The 25402-nt window shown below is 35.6% G+C and carries 23 protein-coding genes; 13 read left to right on the plus strand and 10 right to left on the minus strand.

From position 1 onward, the window contains the following. Positions 1-125 precede the first annotated feature (125 nt). Positions 126-2051 (minus strand): ABC-F family ATP-binding cassette domain-containing protein, encoded by a 1926-nt coding sequence (locus OA86_RS14215; protein ID WP_039354643.1) that lies wholly within the window; start codon positions 2049-2051, stop codon positions 126-128. 803 nt (positions 2052-2854) lie between these two features. Here OA86_RS14215 and OA86_RS14220 point away from each other — a divergent pair. After that, positions 2855-3235 (plus strand): PEGA domain-containing protein, encoded by a 381-nt coding sequence (locus OA86_RS14220; protein ID WP_039354646.1) that lies wholly within the window; start codon positions 2855-2857, stop codon positions 3233-3235. 85 nt (positions 3236-3320) lie between these two features. Here OA86_RS14220 and clpB read toward each other — a convergent pair whose 3' ends face one another. Next, positions 3321-5912: an ATP-dependent chaperone ClpB gene (clpB, locus tag OA86_RS14225; protein WP_039354649.1), complete on the minus strand. Its 2592-nt coding sequence runs from the start codon at positions 5910-5912 to the stop codon at positions 3321-3323. A gap of 346 nt (positions 5913-6258) precedes the next feature. Between clpB and OA86_RS14230 the strand changes: the two genes are divergently transcribed. The 9 genes from OA86_RS14230 to pyk all read left to right on the plus strand — a co-directional run bounded on the left by OA86_RS14230 (position 6259) and on the right by pyk (position 14010). Continuing rightward, complete coding sequence (locus OA86_RS14230; protein WP_039354652.1) at positions 6259-7347, plus strand: FAD-binding oxidoreductase; 1089 nt, start codon at positions 6259-6261, stop codon at positions 7345-7347. A 22-nt stretch (positions 7348-7369) separates the two neighbouring features. Then, positions 7370-7627, plus strand: a complete 258-nt coding sequence (locus OA86_RS14235; RefSeq protein WP_039354656.1) for a hypothetical protein — start codon at positions 7370-7372, stop codon at positions 7625-7627. 35 nt (positions 7628-7662) lie between these two features. After that, positions 7663-8607, plus strand: a complete 945-nt coding sequence (paaA, locus tag OA86_RS14240) for a 1,2-phenylacetyl-CoA epoxidase subunit PaaA (protein WP_039354657.1) — start codon at positions 7663-7665, stop codon at positions 8605-8607. 13 nt (positions 8608-8620) lie between these two features. Then, positions 8621-9535, plus strand: a complete 915-nt coding sequence (gene hutG, locus OA86_RS14245; protein WP_039354660.1) for a formimidoylglutamase — start codon at positions 8621-8623, stop codon at positions 9533-9535. 300 nt (positions 9536-9835) lie between these two features. Further along, positions 9836-10075 (plus strand): acyl carrier protein, encoded by a 240-nt coding sequence (locus tag OA86_RS14250; protein ID WP_002976354.1) that lies wholly within the window; start codon positions 9836-9838, stop codon positions 10073-10075. A gap of 27 nt (positions 10076-10102) precedes the next feature. Next, positions 10103-11347, plus strand: coding sequence for a beta-ketoacyl-ACP synthase II (gene fabF / locus OA86_RS14255; protein WP_039354663.1), 1245 nt, complete (start codon positions 10103-10105; stop codon positions 11345-11347). 12 nt (positions 11348-11359) lie between these two features. Then, positions 11360-12124 (plus strand): ribonuclease III, encoded by a 765-nt coding sequence (gene rnc, locus OA86_RS14260; protein WP_039354666.1) that lies wholly within the window; start codon positions 11360-11362, stop codon positions 12122-12124. After that, a complete protein-coding gene (locus OA86_RS14265) occupies positions 12099-12572 on the plus strand; it encodes an IPExxxVDY family protein (protein WP_039354669.1) in 474 nt (157 codons plus the stop codon). Before rnc ends, OA86_RS14265 begins: the two co-directional genes overlap by 26 nt. Beyond that, complete coding sequence (gene pyk / locus OA86_RS14270) at positions 12565-14010, plus strand: pyruvate kinase (protein WP_039354672.1); 1446 nt, start codon at positions 12565-12567, stop codon at positions 14008-14010. The genes OA86_RS14265 and pyk overlap by 8 nt, the downstream gene beginning before the upstream one ends. A 109-nt stretch (positions 14011-14119) precedes the next feature. On the opposite strand, the gene OA86_RS14275 is transcribed toward pyk, so the two are convergent. From OA86_RS14275 to OA86_RS14285, 3 genes are all read right to left on the minus strand, one after another. Next, entirely contained in the window at positions 14120-14671 is a 552-nt protein-coding gene (locus OA86_RS14275; protein ID WP_039354677.1) for a hypothetical protein, read from the minus strand. Between the two features lie 150 nt (positions 14672-14821). Continuing rightward, positions 14822-16447, minus strand: a complete 1626-nt coding sequence (gene groL / locus OA86_RS14280) for a chaperonin GroEL (protein ID WP_039354679.1) — start codon at positions 16445-16447, stop codon at positions 14822-14824. Between the two features lie 123 nt (positions 16448-16570). Beyond that, positions 16571-16849 carry a co-chaperone GroES gene (locus OA86_RS14285; RefSeq protein WP_039354682.1) on the minus strand — a complete coding sequence of 93 codons (279 nt, stop codon included), beginning with the start codon at positions 16847-16849 and terminating at the stop codon, positions 16571-16573. Positions 16850-17586: 737 nt separating this feature from the next. On the opposite strand from OA86_RS14285, the gene OA86_RS14290 reads away from it, so the two are divergent. Both OA86_RS14290 and OA86_RS14295 read left to right on the plus strand, forming a co-directional pair. Beyond that, positions 17587-19974: a DUF4347 domain-containing protein gene (locus tag OA86_RS14290; RefSeq protein ID WP_169743958.1), complete on the plus strand. Its 2388-nt coding sequence runs from the start codon at positions 17587-17589 to the stop codon at positions 19972-19974. Between the two features lie 2 nt (positions 19975-19976). Beyond that, a complete protein-coding gene (locus OA86_RS14295; RefSeq protein ID WP_039354688.1) occupies positions 19977-20474 on the plus strand; it encodes a phage tail-like protein in 498 nt (165 codons plus the stop codon). 65 nt (positions 20475-20539) lie between these two features. Here OA86_RS14295 and OA86_RS14300 read toward each other — a convergent pair whose 3' ends face one another. After that, a complete protein-coding gene (locus OA86_RS14300; RefSeq protein WP_039354691.1) occupies positions 20540-22906 on the minus strand; it encodes a M1 family metallopeptidase in 2367 nt (788 codons plus the stop codon). A 212-nt stretch (positions 22907-23118) separates the two neighbouring features. Continuing rightward, entirely contained in the window at positions 23119-23691 is a 573-nt protein-coding gene (locus OA86_RS14305) for a HupE/UreJ family protein (RefSeq protein ID WP_039354694.1), read from the minus strand. Positions 23692-23745: 54 nt separating this feature from the next. On the opposite strand from OA86_RS14305, the gene OA86_RS14310 reads away from it, so the two are divergent. Next, positions 23746-24249, plus strand: a complete 504-nt coding sequence (locus tag OA86_RS14310; RefSeq protein ID WP_052257543.1) for a DUF6702 family protein — start codon at positions 23746-23748, stop codon at positions 24247-24249. On the opposite strand, the gene OA86_RS14315 is transcribed toward OA86_RS14310, so the two are convergent. From OA86_RS14315 to OA86_RS14325, 3 genes are read right to left on the minus strand one after another with little or no spacing between them, the layout of a single operon-like run. Beyond that, entirely contained in the window at positions 24246-24818 is a 573-nt protein-coding gene (locus OA86_RS14315) for an acyl carrier protein phosphodiesterase (RefSeq protein WP_039354697.1), read from the minus strand. The two genes, OA86_RS14310 and OA86_RS14315, sit on opposite strands and share 4 nt — an antisense overlap. Further along, positions 24818-25162, minus strand: a complete 345-nt coding sequence (locus tag OA86_RS14320; protein ID WP_039354700.1) for a type II toxin-antitoxin system PemK/MazF family toxin — start codon at positions 25160-25162, stop codon at positions 24818-24820. The genes OA86_RS14315 and OA86_RS14320 overlap by 1 nt, the downstream gene beginning before the upstream one ends. Continuing rightward, complete coding sequence (locus tag OA86_RS14325) at positions 25152-25382, minus strand: hypothetical protein (RefSeq protein WP_039354703.1); 231 nt, start codon at positions 25380-25382, stop codon at positions 25152-25154. The genes OA86_RS14320 and OA86_RS14325 overlap by 11 nt, the downstream gene beginning before the upstream one ends. Between the last annotated feature and the right edge of the window lie 20 nt (positions 25383-25402).

Here is a 25402-nt window from a genome sequence, read left to right on the forward strand (position 1 = left end):
TATAACATTTTCTACGACTCTAACTTTGCCCGAAATATATTGGCGATCTGAATAAAAAAAACCGTGTCAAGGTTCAAAACCTTGACACGGTTAAATGTGTAAATATTTTAAAGCTTATTTTTTAATTATGCATCCAGCTGCGTTCCCAAAAACTCCCATTCCTGCAAAGCCAAATCTAAATCTGCTTTTTTCGCATTGTAAACTTCCAGAGTTTCTTCTGAGGGATTTTCTGAGGTAAAAGTTGCTTCCATTTCCTCAATTTTTAATTCGAGTTCAGAAATTTTTTCTTCTACTTTCTTAATTTTATTTTGAATATTTTTTTCTTCTTTACTCACGATAACCGGTTTTTTCTCAATAGGCTTCTCGATCTCTTTCACTGCAACAGGCTCGTTTCGCATTTCCTGTAATTTGGATTTTTCAGCAGAAACTTCGCGGATGCTTTCCTTTTGACGGAACTCCAGATAATCATTAACATCACCTAAGAATTCTTTCATTCTTCCATCACGGAATTCGAAAATTTTATCACTCAAACCTTGTAAAAATTCCCGGTCATGAGAAATAACGATCAACGTTCCCTGGAATTTTTGCAAAGCCAGCTTGATAATTTCTTTAGACTGAATGTCCAGGTGATTCGTCGGCTCATCCATAATCAACGTATTAAAGGGACGAAGCAACAATTTACACAAAGCCAAACGGTTACGTTCACCTCCGGAAAGGATTTTGGTTTTTTTAGAAACATCGTCTCCCTGGAAAAGGAAACTTCCCAATAAGTCACGAACTCTCGGGCGGGTTTCTTCAGTCGCAGCATCCTCTGCTTCTTCTAAAACAGTTTTGTTCGGCGTTAAAACCTCTTCCTGGTTTTGGGCAAAATATCCGATGTTCACGTTATGTCCCAGATTCCATTCACCAGAATAATCGGTAATTTCTCCGGAAAGAATTTTTGCGATCGTCGTTTTACCTTGACCATTTTGTCCTAACAAAGCGATTCGCTGTCCACGTTCGATGAAGAAATCAACCTCATCAAAAACTTGTTTATTACCGTAGGCTTTTCCTAGATTTTTAGCTTCAAAAACGACTTTTCCAGGAGTGACAGCAGGTTGAAAACGAATATTAAATTTGGAAACATCATCAGTATCGACTTCAATTCTTTCCAGTTTATCTAATTTTTTAATCAAAGACTGCGCGAAAGAAGATTTGGTTGCAGAAGCGCGGAAACGGTTGATGTTATCTTCCATCTGCTTAATTTCGACATCCTGATTTTTCTTCGCCTGAATCTGTTTCTCTTTTCGCTCTTTACTTAGCTCTAAATATTTGGTGTAGTTAGCTTTATAATCGTCAACTTTCTTATTATTGATGTCAAATGTCCTGTTACAAACCGAAGTCATAAATTGCTTATCGTGACTTACCAAAACGATTGCTCCAGGATAATCTTTCAAAAAAGCTTCGAGCCAAATGATCGATTCCATATCCAGGTGATTCGTTGGCTCATCGAGAAGCATCAAATCATTTTTCTGCAATAGCAGTTTCGCCAGTTCAATTCTCATTCGCCAACCTCCCGAAAATTCATCGGTGATCTTATGAAAATCATCAGCTTTAAAACCTAATCCTAATAAGACTTTCTCTACATCACCTTCTAAATTATAAGCATCATAATGCATCAAAAGATCATTCAATTCCGTCATTCTATGAATTAAATTTTCATAGTAATCACTTTCGTAATCAGTTCTTGTGACCATTTGCTCATTCACGTCATCGAGCTCGTTTTTCATCGCGTTGATGGCTTCAAAAGCTTGCAACGTTTCATTCCAAACGGTACGACCTTTTACAAAATCTAAATCTTGCTTTAAAAACCCGATCGTAACGACTCCTTCCTGAATAATACTGCCTTCGTAGAAATTAATTTCACCTGTAAGCATCTTTAACAAAGTAGATTTACCTGCTCCATTTTTCCCTACCAAACCAATCTTATCATCTTTTTTGATGGTAAAATTGACGTTTTGAAAAAGGTAATTTCCTGAATGATGAAGACCTAAACTTTGAACCGAAATCATAGTGATGAATGCTTATAATTGTGTGAATTTTCGAGGTGCAAAAGTAGTGAAACTAATTGAATTACTGAACGTTTTTGAATAAGATGAAATTTTATTTCATGAAGATTATACTTGACTTTATTAATGCACAACCTTTAAAATCCATATTCAAAACCTCACGAAAAAGCCTGTCATTTTTTTAGTAATCACGCGATTCCCATAAAAAAAGAATCCACTGATGAAGGTGGATTCTAAAAACACAAATGATGAAAAAAAATTATTCTTTGCTATTAACAGCATTGAATGTCGCAAAGATTAGTATTATTCTTTACATAACAAAATTATTTTGTATTTATTTTAAAAATAATTGCAAATTTTGATATTAATAACAAAAAAAAGAATCCACTGATGAAAGTGGATTCTAAAAACACAAATGATGAAAAAAAATTTATTCTATGCCCTTGTGAGCATTTGAACACTGCAAATATTGGATATATTTTTAACATACCAAAACTTTTTTCAAATTATTTTCAAATATATGATATAGAACATTTGAATTGAACAATAGGTTTGCTGACTTCTGAGCGGATTCAAAAACACAAATAGTAAAAAAAAAAATTTAACCAATAACACATAATTTACGTGGTATTATTCGTTAAATAACTTAAAACTTATTTTTTAATCTGAAAGCTAGACAGTTATACCATTCTATCAGTGAGATGCCAGAAGTTCTTATCATCAAAGCATTTCTTAAGAGCCGTTAAAAAAATACTTTTTGTCACAGAAAAAAATCTATTTTTGCGCCAATAATAAATATATTTTTTATGAACAAAATTCTATCTTATGCTTTTGTTGCTGTTGTGAGTATTTCCATGACCTCATGCGCAACGATTTTTACAGGAACCAAAGATCCCATCACTTTTAATTCGACGCCCGAAGGTGCGAAAATTTTTCATCAAGGCGTAGAAAAATGCACGACTCCTTGTACCGCAGAGATTACCCGATCATTAGGAAAACAAATGATTGAAGTTAAAAAAGAAGGCTACGAAAATAAGGAGTTGCAACTGCAAAAGGAGTTTAATCCGGTTACTTTGCTAAATATTCTTCTTGGTGGAGTTATAGGTATTGGTATTGATTTAGGAACGGGTTCGTTTGTAAAATATAATCCAAAAACTTACAGCATTGAGTTAGCACCGAAACAGTAATCTGAAGTTCGGTCCAAAAACAAAACCGTCCATTTGAAAATTTCGAATGGACGGTTTTTACTGAAAATTAATTTGAATGTGTTATTTATTCCGTAGGTCGGAAAACCAAACCACTTTCATCGAAATAATCAAGTGTAATTCGATCGCCATCGTTTACATGTCCTGCGAGGATTTCTTTCGACAGTTTATTTAAAACTTCCTGCTGCAAAACTCTTTTCAAAGGTCTTGCGCCAAAACTCGGATCGTAACCTTTGTTCGTGATGTATTTAATCGCATCTTCTGTGGCGGTCATGATAATGCCGCGTTTTGCCAACATATCATTGAATCCACGTAACTGATAGTGCACGATTTTGCCGATTTCTTTTTTGTTCAAAGGCTGGAAAAGTACGGTTTCATCAATTCTATTTAAAAACTCTGGTCGCAAAGTCTGTTTTAATAAAGTGAAAACTTCCTCTTTCGTTTTCTCAACAATCTGTTCCACATTATCATCAGTAATTTTTTCGAAATTTTCCTGAATCAAATGTGATCCTAAATTAGAGGTCATAATGATAATCGAATTTTTAAAATTCACGACTCTCCCTTTATTATCAGTTAATCTACCATCATCTAAAACCTGCAGAAGCGTATTGAAAACATCTGGATGCGCTTTTTCAATTTCGTCTAAAAGCACCACAGAATAAGGTCTTCTTCGAACAGCCTCCGTTAATTGACCACCTTCATCATAACCAACATATCCGGGAGGAGCACCAACCAATCGCGATACAGAATGTCTTTCCTGATATTCACTCATGTCAATTCTCGTCATATTATTTTCATCATCGAACAGATATTCTGCGAGTGCTTTTGCCAATTCGGTTTTTCCCACTCCGGTCGTACCGAGGAATAAGAAACTTCCGATGGGTTTTTTTTCGTCACTCAATCCGGCACGATTTCTTCTGATCGCATCAGCAATAGAAGTGATTGCTTCTTCCTGACCAACGACTCTTTTGTGCAATTCATCTTCAAGATGTAATAATTTTTCCCTTTCAGACTGAATGAGTTTGGTTACAGGAATTCCGGTCCATTTTGAAATAACTTCAGAAATATTTTCTGCCGTTACTTCTTCTTTGATCAATTCATTTTGATGATTTTGCATCTCGAGTTCGAGTTTCTGCAAATCAGCTTCTTTTTCTTTTATTTTTCCATATTGAATTTCTGCAACTTTGGCATAATCTCCAATTCTGGAAGCTCTCTCCGCTTCTAATTTCAAAGCTTCGATATCTTTTTTAATGGAAGTTAGATCTTCAGATTTTTGTTTTTCCTTCAACCATTTCGCATTGATCTCGTTTCGCTCCTCCGAAATTTTTGAAATATCTTCTTTTAAATGCTGGACTTTAACGTCATTCCCCTCTCTCGAAATGGCGGCTAATTCAATTTCCATCTGCATTAATTTCCGATCCAAAACGTCGAGTGCCTCAGGTTTTGAATTGATCTCCATCCGTAATTTTGCAGAAGCTTCATCAATTAAATCGATGGCTTTATCCGGTAAAAACCGGTCAGAAATGTATCGTTGAGATTGCTCGACTGCAGCAATAATTGCTTCATCTTTGATCCGAACTTTGTGGTGAGCTTCATATTTATCTTTAATTCCACGCAAAATAGAAATCGCCGATTCGGTATCCGGTTCTAAAACCATTACTTTCTGGAAACGTCTTTCTAAGGCTTTATCTTTTTCAAAATATTTTTGATATTCATTTAAAGTTGTCGCACCGATCGCTCTGAGTTCTCCTCTTGCCAAAGCCGGTTTCAAAATATTGGCAGCATCCATCGCGCCATCTCCGCCTCCTGCTCCGACTAAAGTGTGAATTTCATCGATGAAGAGAATAATTTGGCCATCAGATTGAATAACTTCATTGATAACTGATTTCAATCGCTCTTCAAACTCGCCTTTGTATTTTGCACCGGCAATTAATGCACCCATATCTAAAGAGTACAATGTTTTGTCCTGCAAATTTTCGGGAATATCACCGGAAATAATTCGGTGTGCAATTCCTTCTGCGATCGCAGTTTTACCAACGCCGGGTTCTCCAATTAAAATCGGATTATTTTTGGTTCTTCGGGAAAGGATTTGCAAAACACGACGGATCTCCTCATCTCTTCCAATTACAGGATCGAGTTTTCCTTCCGCGGCGAGTTCATTGAAATTTTTCGCGTATTTATTTAAACTTTGGTAGGTTTCTTCTGAACTTGCCGAAGTTGCTTTTGATCCTTTTCTTATTTCTTTGATGGCCATTTCTAAACCGCTTTTCGTAATACCCATGTCTTTGAGCATTTTCGACACTTCAGAATTTACATCCAAAAGAGAAAGCCAGAGATGTTCGATGGTTACAAATTCATCGCCCATTTTCTTGGCGACATTCGGTGCATCGAGCAAAACTTTATTGGCTGTTTGTGATAAGTAAATGTTTCCACCTTCTACTTTTGGTAATTTTTCGAGGTTGCTTCGGTTTCTTTCTCTTACGAGAGTTAATTCTGCTTCTGATTTCTTTAATAAAAATTCAGAAATATTTTCGTCAACCTGAAAAATTCCCTCCAGTAAATGTTGGGGTTCGATACTTTGGTTGCCAAATTCCATTGCAATCTGCTGTGCTTTTTGAATAGCTTCCTGAGATTTTACTGTAAATTGATTTAAGTTCATAACTGTAAGTTTTTATTTTTCCAGAAACAGTAAGAATTCATAATTAATTACAAATTCCTTCTATTCCTGTTCAATCATTATTTAATTCTAAAATCTATTACACAAAAACCGTTCTTTTCAATATAATTAAATAAAATCAGTCAAAATTTCCGAATTCAATAAAACGCTAACGTAAAAATAAGTCAAAATTTCCTGATTTGCTAGATGATGGCTTTATTCAGAGACAAATTGTAGTGGTGCATAAACTTCTTCATTAATAGAATACAACGATGATCGAAATCCTTTCTTCGTCTTTCAAAAAATAAGTATATTTGTTGGACTCACATAACCGAGATTTTAAAACAATATGCATCATTTTCATCCATTAAAAGCAACGAAAGTATCCCGAGAAACCAACGATTGCATTCATATCGCATTCGAAATTCCGGAGAACTTAAAATATAAATTTTCTTATAAACAAGGACAATATATTAATGTTCGATTCCTTTTTGGGGAAGAAGATCTGCGCCGAAGTTATTCTATAATCAATGCGCCTAGCGAAGATCATTCAGAACTGGAAATTTTAGTGAAGCATCTTGATCAGGGAAAAGTTTCTACTTACCTCAATCACGAATTAAAATTGGGCGACATTGTAGAAGTCATGGCTCCTTCGGGACATTTTTATACGCACTACAATGCTACGAACGAAAAAACATATGTTGGATTAGCAGCAGGAAGCGGAATTTCGCCCGTGCTGTCAAATTTGAAAGAAGCACTTTATCAGGAACCTAAAAGTTCCGCCTATCTGTTTTTTAGCAATAAAAGTTTGAATGAAATCATATTCAAAAAAGAAATTGATGATTTGGTTCAAAAATTTGAGGGACGATTAAAAGTTATTTATCTGCTTTCGAGGGAAAAACATTTTGAAGATGAACTTTTTGAAGGTCGAATTTCCCCAGAAAAACTTGATCTTCTTTTTCAAAGATTTACAGATATTCCGGTTCAGGAATCGACTTATTTTATTTGTGGACCTTCGGAAATGATCAAAGGAATTGGTAATTATCTGAAAAAGGACAAGAAAGTTCCTTCTCTGCAGGTGATGTATGAATATTACGCAGCTCCGGATGATGCAGAAAATTCTGAAATGAGCGACGAGTTTAAAGCGATCCCGAATTTAGAAAGCATGGTTACTTTGATTATTGATGATGATGAATACTCATTTCACCTTAATTCCAAGAAAAAAAGCATTTTAGACCAGGCTTTAGATGATAAACTTCCGGTTCCATTTGCTTGTAAAGGCGGAGTATGCTGTACATGCAAAGCACAGGTCATGGAAGGAGAAGTATTTATGGAGAAAAATTTCGCTTTAACCGATGATGAAGTCGCGCGAGGTTTTGTATTAACGTGTCAATGTCATCCGACGACCAATGTGGTGATGTTGAATTATGATGTTTAAAGGAAATTTAAAAAATTAAGTCATGGCAAACTGGAAATTTATTACACTTATCGAAGTTGATAAAGAATGTAAAATCGAAGGCATCAATATTTGGAACCATTACTGGAACTGTTCTGAAAGGAAAATCGAAGTAATTGGTCCTTTGAGCGGAAATCCCTATTTGTTTAATAAATACGAAATAAAAAGTCCCGAGAAAACTATCACTTTTGTGGTAGGTGAATTTTCAGAAGGTCGCATCGGTCTTTATGTACCGGAAGAAATCGCGATAGTTTCCAATTAAAAGGGTTTATTTAAAATAATATTAAAGCAATTATTATGAATCAAGAAAAATTTTTAGAATACGTACAGGCAGAAAATAAAGTAGAACCGAAAGATGTTATGCCCGATGATTACAGAAAATTACTGGTTCGCCAGATCTCGCAACATGGTCATTCCGAAATTGTAGGAATGCTGCCGGAAGCAAACTGGATCTCCCGGGCGCCGACTTTGAGAAGAAAAATGGCGCTTTTGGCAAAAATTCAGGATGAAGCGGGTCATGGTTTATATTTATACGCTGCAACAGAAACTTTGAGCAACGGCGAAATCGCTGCAGACAGAGATTCCACTTATAATGATATGCTTTCCGGTAAAGCAAAATACTCTAGCATCTTTAATTATCCTGCGCTTTCCTGGGCAGATATTGGCGCAATTGGCTGGCTCGTTGATGGCGCTGCGATCATGAATCAGGTCATGTTGATGGGAAATTCTTACGGTCCCTACTCCAGAGCGATGGTGAGAATTTGTAAAGAAGAATCTTTTCACCAAAGACAGGGTTATGAAATTTTGATGACGCTTTGCCGCGGAACCAAAGAACAGAAAGATTTGGCGCAAGAAGCTTTAAACCGTTTTTGGTGGCCTGCTTTGATGATGTTCGGACCAAATGACGCTGATTCGCCTAACTCTCAAAAATCAATGAATTATAGAGTGAAAAGAGAAAGCAATGATGATCTTCGTCAAAGATTTGTTGATGTTACGGTATCTCAAGCAGATTTTCTTGGACTAAAAGTTCCGGATGAAAACTTAAAATGGAATGAGGAAACTCAACATTACGATTTCGGGGAATTACCTTGGGATGAATTCATGGAAGTTTTAAAAGGAAATGGACCTTGCAACAAAAAACGTTTGGAGACCAAGAGAAAAGCACAGCGTGAACATTCCTGGGTAAAAGATGCTGCGATGGCGTTTGCTGCAAATATGAAGATAGAAACTGCAAATCATTAAACTAAAAAAATATATGATTTGGCAAGGACGATTTGATGGCGATGACCCACTTTATCACATGGTTTTTCAGAGAGTTTCTTTGGAAGACCATTACGAAAATATTTTACCGAACGATTTCGTTTTACACGGTTTTGCGGTAGATGAAGGCGTGAAAAGAAATAAAGGAAGAGTTGGTGCAAAAGATGCTCCTGATGTGATTCGGAAGAATATTTCAAATTTTCCTGTTGTAAATCCAGCATTTTCTTTGAAGGACTTTGGCAATATATATTGTCAAGACGAAAATTTAGAAAATACTCAGAACCAACTCGCAGAAAAAGTTAAAACTACACTACAAAAAGGAGGGAAATCAGTTGTTTTCGGTGGTGGACATGAGGGAATGTTTGCACATTATTCTGGAATTAAAAAGGCCTTTCCAAATAAAAAGGTTGGAATAATTAATATTGATGCTCATTTTGATAATCGAGAAATTGATCCTCAAATTGGCGCAAGTTCCGGTACCGGTTTCTGGCAAATCGCACAAGAAGAAAAAATTCACTCCTTACATATTGGGATTCAACGGAATTCGAATACTTTAAGACTTTTTGATACGGCTCATCAATACGGAATGAAATATATCTTAGCTGAGGAGATCTTCTTTGAAAATCTACCAAATATCTACGCAAAACTCGATGAATTTATCGCTGAAGCAGATATTATTTATGTTACCATTTGCATGGATGTTTTCAACGCTTCGATCGCTCCAGGTGTTTCCGCTTCGGCGTATAACGGAATTTTTGCAGACGCTTCATTTATGCATTTCTACAAACATATTATGGAGTCCGAAAAATTGAAGGCTTTGGACGTTTGCGAAATTAATCCAACCCTTGATATTGCAGAAAGAACTTCAAAATTAGGAGCGGCGTTAATCAATGAATGGTTCATGCTTTAAATGAAAGCACTTTTTTACAATAATTATAAAAAGGCAGTGATCTCTGTTCATTTTCTATTTTTTTTGTTCGCTTCACATTTATAAGGATTTAGGCAAAGTAAATTTCTACAATATTAGAGACAAAAATGGGGATTTTTAGAGAACCAATTATTAATTAATCCGTAAGTGTAGGCAAATAAGCAAGTTGCAAATCAATTGAATTAATGACCCTATTAATGATTAATTATTTCTAAAAAAACTTCAAATCATAAAGAATTTTATATATTTGCAGCAATTAACAACTAATTAAAATAAATTACTATGTCAGACATTGCATCAAGAGTAAAAGCCATTATCGCTGATAAACTCGACGTTGAGGAAACAGAAGTTACTCCAGAAGCTAGCTTTACTAACGATTTAGGAGCTGATTCATTGGATACTGTAGAATTAATTATGGAATTCGAAAAAGAATTTAATATTCAAATTCCTGATGATCAAGCAGAAAAAATTACAACTGTAGGGCACGCTATTGCTTATATTGAAGAAGTAGTGAACAAATAATATTCGATCTCAACGAAAAAAAAATTTATGGAATTAAAAAGAGTAGTTGTTACCGGTTTCGGCGCTATTACGCCTGTTGGAAATAATGCCAAAGATTACTGGGAAAGCCTTGTGAAAGGTGAGAGCGGTGCTGCTCCTATTACTCTTTTTGATGCCACAAATTTCAAAACTAAATTCGCCTGCGAAGTAAAAAATTTCGACCCATTGAATTATTTCGAGAAGAAAGAATCAAAAAAGATGGATCGAAACACTCAGTTTGGAATGGTTGCCGCAAGAGAAGCCGTAGAACATTCTAGGATTCTTGAAGACAATATTGACAAGAACAGAGTTGGTGTTATTTGGGGTTCTGGAATTGGAGGCTTATCAACTTTTGAAAAAGAAGTTTTAGAGTGGGCAGGAACAGATATTCCACGCTTTAACCCCTTCTTTATTCCCAAAATGATCGCCGATATTACAGGTGGTCAAATTTCAATAGAATACGGATTCCATGGTCCTAATTACACGACCGTTTCAGCTTGTGCTTCATCTGCCAATGCACTAATCGATGGTAAAATGCTCATCCAGTTAGGAAAAGCTGATGTCATTGTTTGCGGAGGTTCTGAGGCAGCAATTACTGCGAGTGGCGTTGGAGGATTTAATGCGATGATGGCACTTTCTACCAGAAACGACGATCCAAAAACCGCATCAAGACCATTTGATAAAGACAGAGATGGTTTCGTTCTTGGTGAAGGGGCGGGATCTATTATTTTAGAAGAATATGAGCACGCTTTAAAACGTGGCGCAACTATTTATGCAGAATTAAAAGGAGGTGGAATGAGCGCAGATGCTTATCACATGACCGCACCACATCCTGAAGGTTTAGGAGCATATCTCGTAATGAAAAATTGTTTGGAAGACGCAGGTGTAACAGCCGACGAAGTAGATCACATCAATATGCATGGTACTTCTACTCCATTGGGTGACATCGCCGAATCTAACGCAATTTCTCGATTATTGGGAGAACATGCTTTCGACATTCAAATTAATTCTACCAAATCAGTTACCGGTCACTTATTGGGTGCAGCCGGAGTAATTGAAGCAATTGCAGTTTTACATACCATTACTCATAGTATTGTACCACCTACCATTAATCATTTTACAGATGATGAAAGGATTGACAGCAGACTCAATTTCACTTTTAACCACGCTGTTAAAAAAGAAGTAAATATTGGGATGAGCAACACTTTCGGTTTCGGTGGACATAATGCCTGTGTACTTTTCACTAAAATATAAGAAAATATACAGATGGAGTTAAAGAAATACCTTTCTCAATTCCTCGTCAACAGAAAAAAAAAACTTTCGGAAAAAGACTGTTTTTTATGCACCGAAATAAGAAAAATTACCGGCTGCGAAATACAGAACATTAATCTTTACCGCGAAGCCTTTTCTTTAAAAACATCTTCCAGAAACAAAGAAATTAAAAATTACGAAAGACTCGAATTTTTAGGTGATTCTGTTTTGGGAGCTATTATTTCGTGTCATCTTTTCGCGACTTATCCCGCTGCAAATGAAGGTTATCTTACGCAGATGAAATCTAAAATTGTGAATCGGAAGAATCTGAATAAGTTGGGAAATGAACTTAAACTCACGAAATTTCTTCAAAATGAATCCACAACAACTTTAAGCGAAAATATTTCGGGGAACCTATTTGAATCTTTGGTTGGAGCACTTTATCTTGATGTAGATTACGAAACATGCAGGAAGGTTGTTTTGGAAAGACTTTTAACTCATTCGGAGATTAATAAGCTCGAAAATAAAATCGTAAGTTATAAAGGACTGCTCTTAGAATGGGGTCAGAAAAAGAAGGTCAACATCAAATACGAAACCTGCGAAGAAATGCAGCCGAATAAAAATCTGGTTTTCCGAAGTTATGTCTGGCTTGATGATGAAAAAATTTCAAACGCTACAGAAACATCCAAGAAAAAAGCGGAAGAAAAAGCCGCACAAAGAGCCTTTTATATTCTAAACAAAAAACAAAGCATCCTTGAAATCTCAAAAGATACTGCTTGAAATTGAAGACGACGATGAAGAAATTACTTTAGGTTTAGTTCGTCTTGCCAAAGAAGTTCCGGAGCATGAGCTTTTTTATCAACTGAATTTGCTCAACTCTTTCAAATTTTCCAGAATTGCAGATCTAGTGTACAACGGAACTTATTACGACTATTCTTTTCCCAGGTTTGAAGGCTTTCATTGTGATACGAAAGTATGCATTCAGTTTATCGCTAATAAATCCTCCCAAAATATTCAGAAAAAAGTTTCTAAAGAATTATTTTCTGGGGAACAGGAAACCAAATTTTTGCTGGATCATTTTCAAGATGTAGATTATCTCCTCAAAACATCGGAGCCATTTGGTGATTTTTCCTTAATTTTGCTCCCGGAAAATCTTATGTTTCAGATACAAAATTTTCCATTAAGCCCTATCGAAGAGCTTTATCATATAATTCAATATTATGAATAAATATTTAAAAAAGACAAAAATTATCGCTACGCTTGGACCAGCTTCATCTACAAAAGAGGTGATCCTGCAATTGATTCAGGCGGGAGTTGATGTTTTCAGAATAAATTTCTCGCACGCAGATTACGATTTAGTTAAAAGCAATGTTCAGATGATCCGTGAACTGAATCAGGAATACGGATTTTCTGTAGGAATTTTGGGTGATCTACAAGGACCAAAACTTCGTGTCGGAGTCGTAAAAGAAGGTTCATATTTAAATCCAGGTGATATTTTAACGTTCACCAATGAAAAGATTGAAGGAGATTCAAAGAGGGTTTACATGACTTATCAAAAGTTTCCTCAAGATGTAAAAGTAGGCGAAAGAATTTTGATCGATGATGGAAAACTGGTTTTAGAAGTTCTGGAAACCAATAATATAGACATGGTAAAAGCGAAAACTATTCAAGGTGGACCGCTTAGTTCTAAAAAAGGGGTGAATTTACCAAATACCAATGTTTCGCTTCCTGCTTTAACAGAGAAAGATGTTGAAGACGCTAATTTCATGCTCGACTTAGAACTGGACTGGATCGCATTATCTTTCGTTCGTCATGCTCAAGATATTATCGATTTAAAAGAGATCATTAAAAATCACCCGACTAATAAGCAAAAAACTCCAATTATTGCGAAAATTGAAAAACCTGAAGGGGTAAAAAATATTGAGCAAATCCTGTTGGAATGTGATGGATTAATGGTTGCTCGTGGAGATCTAGGTGTGGAAGTTCCGATGGAAGAAGTTCCGGCGATTCAGAAAAATCTTGTAGAAATTGCCAGAAAATATTCGAAACCCGTTATTATCGCGACTCAGATGATGGAAACGATGATCACGAGTTTGACACCAACGAGAGCCGAGGTCAATGATGTTGCCAATTCCGTTTTAGACGGTGCAGATGCGGTGATGCTTTCGGGGGAAACTTCTGTTGGAAGATATCCGGTTGATGTGGTAAAAAACATGTCGAAAATCGTAAAAAATATTGAACAAACGCATTTCTATCAGACTAAAAACTCACCGATCGAACACGAATTTAACTGTATTGATGAGCGTTTCATTACGAACAGAGTTTGCCTTGCAGCGGTAAGAATTGCTAAAACCACCAATGTGGAAGCAATCATTACTTTAACTTATTCAGGTTATACGGCTTTCCAAATTTCTGCACACCGCCCGAATTCAAATATTATTGTTTTCAGTTCTAACAAACGAGTTTTGACGATGCTGAATTTACTTTGGGGAGTTCGCGCATTTCATTACGACATGGAAAAATCTACGGATGAGACCATCGTACAGGTAAATATGTTGGCTCATACTCACGGTTTTGTAGAAAACGGGGATTTCGTTATTAATTTAAATGCTACTCCAGCTTATGAAGGCGGAAAAACAAATACTTTAAGATTGACGACGATTTAATTATTGTTGAAAATTTCTTTAAATAAAAATCCGTCCCGTTTTATTACGAGACGGATTTTCTATATCAGTCAAATCTTTTAATGATTTAAAGGAATTTCGTAGTCGTTAATTAGAAGGTATAAGAAACGCCTCCCTGTAAAAGACCTTTTGTTCCTAAATTGGTTTCTAAAAACACCCCAAATTTTTCTCCATAACTAATTCCAATAGGAGAAACGTTAAAAGCAAATATGGTACTGCTTTCATCTAGAGTACTTTCTTTAAAACTAAGGAATGAAGCTCCAATTCCAGCTCCAGAGTACATTTTCAACTTACTGGCTGTAGATAACCAGGTGTAATTACCTTGTGCGAGAATGGTGTTAAAGTTTCCTTCAAATTTCAAATTGCTATCTTTTACAGTTTCGTGACCGTAACCCAAACCGTATTTCCATCTGCTGTTTTCGCTTTGGATCATCACGTCAACTGCAAAAACTCCAGCGGATTCGTAAGTAACAATTTTATTTCCAGGACCTAAAAAGTTGAATGCGTTAAAAGCATTTGCCGTAATAGATTCGGAAATCCCATACAATGAAGCTGTTCCATAAGAAACTTTCACCTCAACGTTTTTCTGAGCACTAACCAGAACGCCCAATAAAATAGACAAAGTGTAGATCGTTTTTTTCATATATTTTTTAATTAGGACCTAAAAATACTGATTTATGTTTAATAATAAAATGTTTCAATGATAGACAAAAGAAAATCGTCCTATTATTAATTTAAAAAGACGTTCAGGAAATTTCCCAAACGTCTTTTAGTATTTATGATATTGATGATTTTACATCATTCCCGGCATTCCGCCGCCCATTGGCATTCCAGGTTCGTCTTTTTTAACTTCAGTAATTACACATTCTGTAGTCAACAACATCCCTGCAACAGATGCTGCGTTTTCTAAAGCAACACGAACTACTTTCGTAGGATCGATAATTCCGGCTTCGTACATATTAACGAATTGGTCATTTTTTGCATTGAAACCATAATCTCCAGTTCCTTCAGCTACCTTCGCAACGATTACAGAACCTTCTCCACCTGCATTGGCAACAATTTGTCTTAATGGTTCTTCGATGGCTCTTTTCACGATTTTAATTCCAGTATCCTGATCTTGGTTTTCACCTTTCAAATCATTCAAAGCAGGAATACTTCTTACCAAAGCAACACCACCTCCAGGAACAATTCCTTCTTCTACTGCGGCTCTGGTTGCATGAAGTGCATCATCAACTCTGTCTTTTTTCTCTTTCATTTCTACTTCAGAAGCAGCACCAACATAAAGAACTGCAACTCCACCAGCTAATTTCGCCAGTCTTTCCTGCAATTTTTCTTTGTCGTAGTCGGAAGTTGTAGTTTCCATCTGAGCTTTGATCTGGCTCACTCTCCCTTTGATTAACGCTTCGTCACCACCACCGTTTACCAAAGTAGTGTTGTCTTTGTCGATAACCACTTTTTCAGCAGTTCCAAGCATATCCATTGTAACGTTTTCCATCGTGAAACCTCTTTCTTCAGAGATAACAGTTCCACCAGTTAAAATTGCGATATCTTCTAACATCGCTTTTCTTCTGTCCCCAAATCCTGGAGCTTTTACAGCAGCAATTTTCAATGAACCTCTTAATTTATTTACTACTAAAGTTGCCAAAGCTTCGCCTTCAACTTCTTCACAAATAATTAATAAAGCTTTTCCTGCTTGAGCAACCGGTTCTAAAACTGGAAGCAGATCTTTCATAGAAGAGATTTTTTTCTCCACCAAAAGAATGTAAGGATTTTCTAATTCTGCTACCATTTTTTCTGGATTGGTGACAAAATAAGGAGATTGGTAACCTCTGTCGAACTGCATTCCTTCAACTACATCAACTGTAGTATCTGTTCCTTTTGCTTCTTCAACCGTAATTACGCCTTCTTTACCAACTTTTCCAAAAGCTTCCGCGATCAATGTACCAATAGTATCATCATTGTTCGCAGAAATTGAAGCAACTTGCTTGATTTTTTCTGAAGAATCACCAACTTTCTGAGATTGAGACTGTAAGTTTTTTACTACTTCAGCAACCGCTTTATCGATTCCTCTTTTCAAATCCATTGGATTCGCTCCGGCTGCAACGTTTTTCAAACCTTCGCGAACGATTGCCTGAGCAAGTACAGTTGCAGTAGTTGTTCCGTCTCCCGCGATATCGCTGGTTCGTGATGCAACTTCTTTAACCATTTGAGCACCCATATTTTCAACTCTGTCTTCGAGTTCGATCTCTTTTGCTACAGAAACTCCATCTTTAGTTACGTGTGGTGCACCGAAAGATTTTTCGATTACTACATTTCTACCTTTTGGACCTAATGTTACTTTTACTGCATTTGCTAATGCATCAACGCCTCTTTTCAAAGCATCTCTCGATTCTATATCGAATTTTATTTCTTTTGCCATTTGATTTGTATTGATGTACGATGTATAAATTACAAAGCACTATTTATTTTTGTTAAAATTATTTTTCTTAATAAAAGATGAGCTAATTCCTACACTGTAAATTTTACACTGTAAAAACGGATCTTATCCGATAACTCCCAATAGATCACCTTCTTTTACAATCAGATAATCTTTGCCATCCAATTTCAATTCGGATCCTGAATATTTTCCGTAAAGCACTTTATCACCTACTTGTACAGTAGTTGGCTCATCTACTTTTCCTGGTCCTACTGCGATTACAGTACCTTCTTGTGGTTTTTCTTTTGCAGTATCGGGAATAATAATTCCTGAAGCGGTTTTAGTTTCAGCTTGAATCGGTTCAACTAAAACGCGATCTGCTAATGGTCTGAATTTTACTGACATATTACTATTGTTTAAATTATTATGTTATGCTTTCTAATTTACTAAAACGATGCCATGAAAATTAATATGTAAATCTGTCATTATCTAAATAAGCTGATGAGAAATTATGGCAGATAAAAAAGCCAATCATAAATTGATTGACTCATTTAAACTTTTAAAAAATCTCATTTTTCATTCCAACCGATTATATTGGATTTACTTCCTCATTTTATATTGCGCTCTTGGAAATATTTTCCTTTTGTTTAAAAGCTTAAAGTTTACCATCCTATTCTGTAATCTATTATTAGAAAAATTCATATTTTTCGAATTTTTCAATAGATATTAAAATATAATCGCAAATAGTTAATATGATAAACTCAATCATTTGTAAATATTTTTGGCCATAAACAAATAAGGAGAATAATATTTCTATATTAGTTATATATAAGTATTTTAATTATGTTGGCTTTTATTTATATATATTTGCCAAACATTTAGAAACTGATAATTTTCAGTAATTATTACTAATTTTACTGAAAAATAAAAAATTTAACTTCCTACAAACATATAATGTAAATAATGACTATTATTAAACATTAGATGGAAATTAGAAGTAGTGATATAACACCTTGACTATAGCTTATAAAACGCGTAATATAAGGTTTACTTTTCTGAAGTCCGTTATAGATGAACTAAGTATCACCTTATCACTAAAGACAAAAAATGAACAAAAAATGAACAAAAAATTATTTTTATTTTTGGCAATACTTTGTCAATTATTATTTTCCGCTAAAAATAAAACAACCGAGTCCATCTATATTGACTCTTCTGTGTCTGGATTAACAATACCAACACAAAACGCAAATCAGCAATTTTATCAATTATTCAGTCACGGGAGATCTGGCGAATTGTTTATAGAAAATCACTGGATGAATGTAAACGAAATTGCAGAAAGATTTAAAAATGAGTTGAAAAACAAAAAAGAACTTTATATCTACGGATGTAATTTTGGTGGAGGTAAGAAAGGACGTGCGGCTATAAAATACTTAGAAGACTATTTAAACATCCAAGTTAATGCTTCTACCAATATTACTGGTGAATCTGGCGACTGGAAGCTTGAGATAGGAAAAGGCAAAAATGGTTTAAAGCTGCCAAATTTTAAAGGAAATTTGCAACTAGATAAAACACATTATTTAAACCCTCTTTTGGCGGGATCATATAACAATACCACTTCTATTCAAGAAGAATTTATTTATCTTTCAACTCCTTCTGCTACAAATATTACGGTGCAAATGAATTACGCTTCCGGAACTGGTTCTCCACGGATTTCTATTTATGATCTTACTGCAGGGACTACAACTTATACAAGTACAGGAGTTATTACTCTGAAAAATGCAAACCCTGTTAGATTGCAGTTTGTAGGCGCAGCTCCAACGAATACAATTATAACTCCTGGAACTACTCCTACTACCGTACCTACAAATACAGGTGGCACTATTATTTCTGGTAACTCTACAGGTTTAAAATTTACCTCAAGTGATAATTTTTATGTCAATTATCGAGCACGCTCAACCGCACAAGCTGGTTCCATGTTAGCAAAAGGTCTTGGTGCACTCGGTACCGAATTTAGATGGGGTGGCTCACCAAATGTTGCAGCTACGACCATCGCGGATATTGGGAATATGCTTTCTGTAATGGCAACAGAAGATAATACTAAAATTGTTATCGATAACATTAAAACAGGAACAAAATTCATCGATGGACTGGGCGGAATTACGTTAACGGGACCAACTATTAATAAAACATTGCAAAAAGGAGATTCTTTTATTTTATACGCTCCTGTAACTGTGGGTTCTTTAACTATACAAGATACTGGTTGGCTAGGTGCAAAAATTATTTCGGATAAAAATATCGCAGTAGCAGTGGGTGGTTTAATGCAACAGGGAATTTCAGGTACTAATCGTGATATTGGTTTTGATCAGTTGGTACCTGTAAATAGGTTGGGTTTAGAATATATTGTAATGCAGGGAAATGGAAATACTGCTGCTCCTGAAAATATTATTATTGTAAGCACGGTCGATAATACAAAAATTTATTTAAAAAATGGATTTCCTACAGTCTATGCAACACTGGTAAATGCTGGTGATTATGTTGTTATTCCCGCTAATACTACACCTTTTGATGACAAAAGAAACATGTTCGTTCGAGTGAGTAGACCAGCGTATGTCTTTCATAAAATTTATGGTAAAGACCAAGGTAATACCAATAGTTTAATGTTTATTCCCCCACTTTCTTGTTTTGGGGAGAAAGTTGTAGATTTAATACCGGCTTCGAGAGATATTGGAAGTACAACCTATACTGACACTGAAATTTCTGTGTTAGCAGCAACAGCAGCAGGAGCACCTACTGTAACTGAAAATGGAACTGCTTTGTCAGCTTATACTATTAATGGTGGTGGAAATGTGCTGGGCAATGTAAATTGGACTTCCTACAGATATAAATTAACATTACCAAATAGCAAAGTTAAAGTTTCTTCTACAGGCACCGTTCAAGCAGAGCTTTTTGGCGCAAGTGGAGATGCTGGTTTTGGGGGTTATTTTTCAGGTTTCGGGGACACCCCGAGTTATCTTTTAACGATAGCAAGTCCCTACGGATATTTATGTCCAGACACTGGTGTAATCTCAGTAGCAGCAGGTTTAGGAACCTATCAATGGTTTAGAAATGATGTCCCAATTTCAGGAGCTACTACAAATACTTATACTTTAAATGGTGTTGGTGACAGTGTTATTGCAACATACTACGTCACTGTTAAATTTCCTGGAGGTTGTTCTATAAATTCTAATGAAGTAACCAGTGATGAGTGTCCTTGTACAAAAGCGGGATCAACACTTGCACCCACCTCCTTTACAAAGATGGGAATAAGCATTAGAGATAAAAGATCGACCGCAAATTGGCCAAAAGATATACCTAATGGATTTATTGCTATGGAAGCCAATAATAAAGGATTCGTAATCACAAGAATCGCATCACCGGAAACAGCAATTAGCAATCCAATTTTGGGAATGCTAGTTTATGACACCACTAAAGATTGTTTAAAATTATATAACGGAACTTCTTGGAATTGTATTAAACCAACTTGTAATTAATTATGAAAAATATAATAATAGCTCTTTTTATTTCCAATTTCTGCTTTGCACAAGTAGGCATTGAAAAAACAACAGTAGACGGAAGTGGAATTCTTGATTTTCCTTTAGGCACCACAAAAGGTATTATTTTGCCCAATGTTACTAAAAGTTCTGACATGACGTCGGTAACTCGAGGAACCATCGTTTATGATCTAACCACAAAAAACGCGCAGTATTTCGACGGTATGTGGAGAACGCTTAACGTTATGACGACAGGAACTGCCCCTACTCTTCTAGCCGGAACTGATCTCGCCACTGATATCGGTGTCATCATCGGTAAACAGAGTTCAAGCGCACAAGGTGTTTTGATTTTAGAATCCGATTCTAAAGCTCTTATATTGCCTAAAGTAAACGATCCTGTTGCAAATGTAAATTCGCCCGTAGCAGGAATGATGTGTTACGATCCGGTGAAAAAATTAATGTGTATTTACAACGGAATAGACTGGTCTTTTTGGAGATAATCTTTCTAACTGAAATAAAAGAATTGCTTCATAAATGAAGCAATTCTTTTATGTTTTAAATGAAACTATTTTTTTCCAGCGGCTTGCATCGGATTTACTTTTCCATTTGCGGCGCCTCTTGCAGATCCTGCTTGTTTTTGTTTGAAAACCTCAAACTTCGAAGTCGCTTCCGGGATTTCGCCCCAGAAATTATTAGTGGTGTCGATATCTGCGGTTTCTTTCATCGGATCCAATTGAATCGATTTTAATTTCTTGTCGAAATAATAAGTCTTTGAAACTTTCTGCTCATTCTTTCTCCAGATTTGTGCAGACGATTTATCAGTTAGTTTGCTGCCATCTTCGAAAGTAAATTCAAGAATAATCGGCATTACCAAACCACCTTTATTACTGAAATCGATTTGGTAGGCATTAATTTTTTGCAGATTTGCTTTATCTTTTGCAGGAACATTTTCAAAATTATCATTTTTCAAAGTATAGGTTTTAGCCTGATCTACTTTTTCCATTCCGCGGTCGTAACGCCAGTAGAAATCCTGAGTTTCTTTGTCTTTATCCATATAGAAGGTGATATTTTTATCATTTTTGTTTCTGATTTTCGAAATATCTGTAAATTCATTCTGTAAAGGTTTTTCAACGGTATAAGAAACGTCTTTAGATTTCGGTACTGCATCTACATCCGGCGAAGAAACGGTTACTTTATCAATAGAGATATCTACAGGATCGATCCCGTAAAACCAACCGCGCCAAAACCAATCGAGGTTTTCGGCACTTGCATCATTCATCGTTCTGAAAAAATCCGCAGGTTCCGGATGTTTGAACGCCCATCTTTTAGCATAAGTTTTAAAAGCTTTGTCAAACAATTCTCTTCCCATAATCGTTTCCCGTAAAATATTCAACCCTGTTGCAGGCTTCGAATAGGCATTCGGACCGAACTGAATAATATTTTCAGAATTCGTCATAATAGGTTCTAGTTGCTCTTTCGGCAATTTCATATAATCAACAATCGTATGAGCTGGACCGCGACGAGAAGGGAATTTATTATCCCATCTTTCTTCCGTTAAATATTCTACAAAAGTATTCAAACCTTCGTCCATCCAGGACCATTGTCTTTCGTCTGAATTAATGATCATCGGGAAAAAGTTATGTCCAACTTCGTGAATAATTACCCCAATCATTCCGTTTTTAATTCCTTCTGAATAGGTTCCATCTTTTTCAGTTCTTCCGTAATTAAAACAAATCATCGGATATTCCATTCCATTTGCAGCTTCGATCGATTGCGCAACAGGATATGGATAAGGAATGGTAAATTCAGAATAGGTTTTTATGGTATGAGCAACTGCTCTTGTAGAAAATTTTCGGTATAAATTGTAAGCTTCTTTTGGATATAAACTCATCGCCATCACTTGATTATTATTTTCAGGAATCGTAACTTTCATACCGTCCCAAATAAATTTTCGTGAAGAAGTCCAGGCGAAATCCCGAACATTATCAGCTTCAAATCTCCATATTTTTCTTTCTTTCGACTTATTCTTCTCCGCTTTTTTAGCTTCGTCTAAAGTAACAATCTCGATTGGTTCATTTGAAGTCTGGGCTTGTTTCCAACGGTTTAATTGCGCAGAAGTTAAGACTTGTTCATAATTTTTTACCACTCCAGTTCCTGCAACAATATGATCTGTCGGAACATTCATAGAAACTTTGAAATCTCCAAAAACAAGAGCAAACTCTCCTCTTCCGGTGAACTGATTATTTTGCCATCCTTTGAAATCGCTGTAAACACACATTCTTGGATACCACTGCGTGATCGTATATAAATCGTTGCCATCTTCAGGGAAATTTTCATAACCTCCTCTTCCACCCATAACCATTCGGTTTGAAATATTATAATTCCAATCGATCTTAAAAGTGAATTTTTCTCCTTTTTTTAATACTTTCGGAAGGTCAATACGCATCATGGTTTTGTTCACTACAAATTGCAGTGGCATTCCCGAAACATCTCTCACTTTTTCTAAATTCACACCATAACCATTGTCTTTCACCGGTAATTCTGTAGATTTTAAACGATCGGAAGGCATCATTTTTGGCAATTTTGAACCATCATCAAAACCTGCATCTTTTACGGATGAATGTTCGTTCTCGTCTAATTGCAACCAGAGATATTCAAGATCATCTGGCGAATTATTGTAATACGTAATGGTTTCTGAACTACGCAGATTTCTTTTGTCTTCATCCAAGTAAGCGGTAATATCGTAGTCAGCGCGGTTTTGCCAATAACCTTGTCCGGGAGCACCGGAAGCAGTTCTGTAAAAATTTGGCGTGGGTAAAATGGTACCGAGTTGCTCGAATTTATTACCGTGATTACTCTTTGGATTGTTTTGAATGTCTTGTCCGAAAGCAAAAACCGAACAAAAAAGAAGCGTAAATATTTTGAATTTCATTTTAAGAAGAGATTTTGAACTTAAGTCTCAAATTTAATTATTTTCTGTGGATTGGAAGGGTATTTTCAAGAAATGAGTGCGAATTTTTCAACAATCTCACGCCACGACTTGAACGGAGCTTTTTTTGCGACGAGGAACGAGGAGCAAAAAAGCGAGATCCCTTCGACAAGCTCACCATAAATTCAAGCGGAAAAAGGCGCCCAAATAAAAATCTATATACGCTCCAAAATCATTTGCCCGGAAAGAATGATGGCGACCACCGAAATCCCGATGATCCAGTATTTTTGCTGGAATTTCAAGAATTTTGAGAGGAAAAATAATAAAATCATCACCAATAAAACGACGGTTATTTGACCTAATTCTAAGCCGATATTGAAACCTAAAAGCGGCACTGCAATATTTTGTTCTGATGCCATCGCCATTCTTGCGGTATTGGCAAATCCCATCCCGTGAATTAAGCCGAAAAAAAGCGCCAGAACGTAGTTGATCCGCATGAGTTTATCTTGATTTTTGCGGAATAAAATATTATCAAAAGCGGTGAGCATAATGGTTATCGGGATTAAAACTTCGACCAAATTGGAAGGAAGCCGGAAAACGTCGAGCACGCTCAAAGCTAATGTAAAGGAATGTCCGATGGTAAAAGCTGTAATTAAAATAAGGATTTTTCGCCAGTCTTTGTAAAAATAAACGGCGACTAAAACCAATATAAATAACTGATGATCAAGCGCATCCCAAGAAATAATGTGTTCCCACCCGAGTTGCAGGTAGAATAAGAAATCTGTCATTATAAAAATTTTTACGAAAATAATGATTAATTTCGTCTTCTGATTTTAAAGTTGATGTTGAAAAAATTTCTATTTCTTTTCTCGTTATGTTTCTTTATTTGGTCGCAAGCCAAAGAAGTTCATCCGTATCACATTGGTTCTGTTGAATTTAACTACAACTCAAAATCGAAAACTTTTGAGATTAGCGGTAAATTTTTCCTTGATGATCTGGAAAATGCTTTGATAGAGAAATATGGAAAGGCAGTTCATTTTAATGATCCGAATTATAAGCAGCAAATCAATGAATATTTAAAGAAATATTGTGAGGAATATTTGAAATTGAAAGTTGACAATCAATTTTTAAAAATTAATTACGTCGGTTTTGAAGAAGACAGCGAGGCAGTGAATATTTTTCTGGAATCTGAACCAGTTAATTCACCAAAAAAAGTGGAGGTTGCAGTGAGTTTTCTGTATAATTATTTTGATGATCAGATGAATATTGTTCACATCGTAGTTGATGGAAAACGACAAAGTGATAAACTCAATTATCCGAATCGGTATTTGTATAAAAACTTTTAGAACTGCGAATTTACTTTTTCCGCGTGTGCCAAAAGTTCTGGAAAGAAAACATCGAAATGCTTTTTCAATTGTGGTTTATTGTTCATGAAAACTTCGAAAACCGGCACATCTTTGTCTAAATATTTCGCTTTGTTAAGAACATTCTGCATCGAATATTTGATTCCCCAATCTTCTTTATAATTGTAAAGCCAATTGTCTTTTTCCATTCCGTTGACCATTCGAACTAATTTTTCTGGCAGTAAACTTTCGTATTTTCTTAAAACTAGATATACTTTTTCAGCGTGATTTTTTAAAACCTGATCTGATAAAGAATTGGCGAGAAAATAATCCATCGAAACATCTACAAAAGCTCCCGCATAAAGCCGCACCAAAGGACTGAATATTTTCTTTGCCTCGCTCAATTCCGGATGAGCATCGGTAAAAGTATCGACTTCGCGGTGCAAAGTTATTCCTTCCTGTATTTTCTCTGAGAAAGAAAACCTATCTCTGTTTGGAATAACATCTTCCAAAAACTGACCGACAATTTGTTCATCGGAGAATGCGAGAAAAGAATGGGCGAGGTAATTCATTATTCTAAATCGAGAACTATTTTGAGACCAATTTTAACATCCTTAATTATCTGAGGAGAAATCATCCCAATTTTTTTTATAAAACGGCTGTTGTCTAATGCTCTAACTTGGTCGATCATAATTTCGCAGTCTTCAAAAAGATTATTTTTTTTTGAATCTAAAAAAACACGAATAAATTCCGCGTTTCTGATCTTGGTTGTAATGGGACAAATAATGGTAGAAGTATGTTCCACACCATTAAGTAAATTTGTTTGCACTACTAAAATCGGTCTCGTTTTTCCTGTTTCCGTACCGATTTGGGGATTTAAATCTGCAATCCAAATTTCAAATTGATTAATTATCATCTCCCAAACTTTCGAATTCTTTTAAAACTTCCTCATTATCCTCTCTAACCAATAAAGAACTTTGCAAAAGTTTACCTTTCAAAATTTCTCTTTTTTGCATTTGATTATAGTAATGAATTGCTTCATTGATATAACGGTTTCTAGGCTTTTTACGACTTTTGAGAATATTTTCTGTTTCCGAAAAAATCGCTTCATCGAGTTTCAAAGAAATTACTTTCATTACTTTTAAATTTGAACAAA

Source organism: Kaistella jeonii, from assembly GCF_000812865.1.
Classification (GTDB): Bacteria; Bacteroidota; Bacteroidia; order Flavobacteriales; family Weeksellaceae; genus Kaistella; species Kaistella jeonii.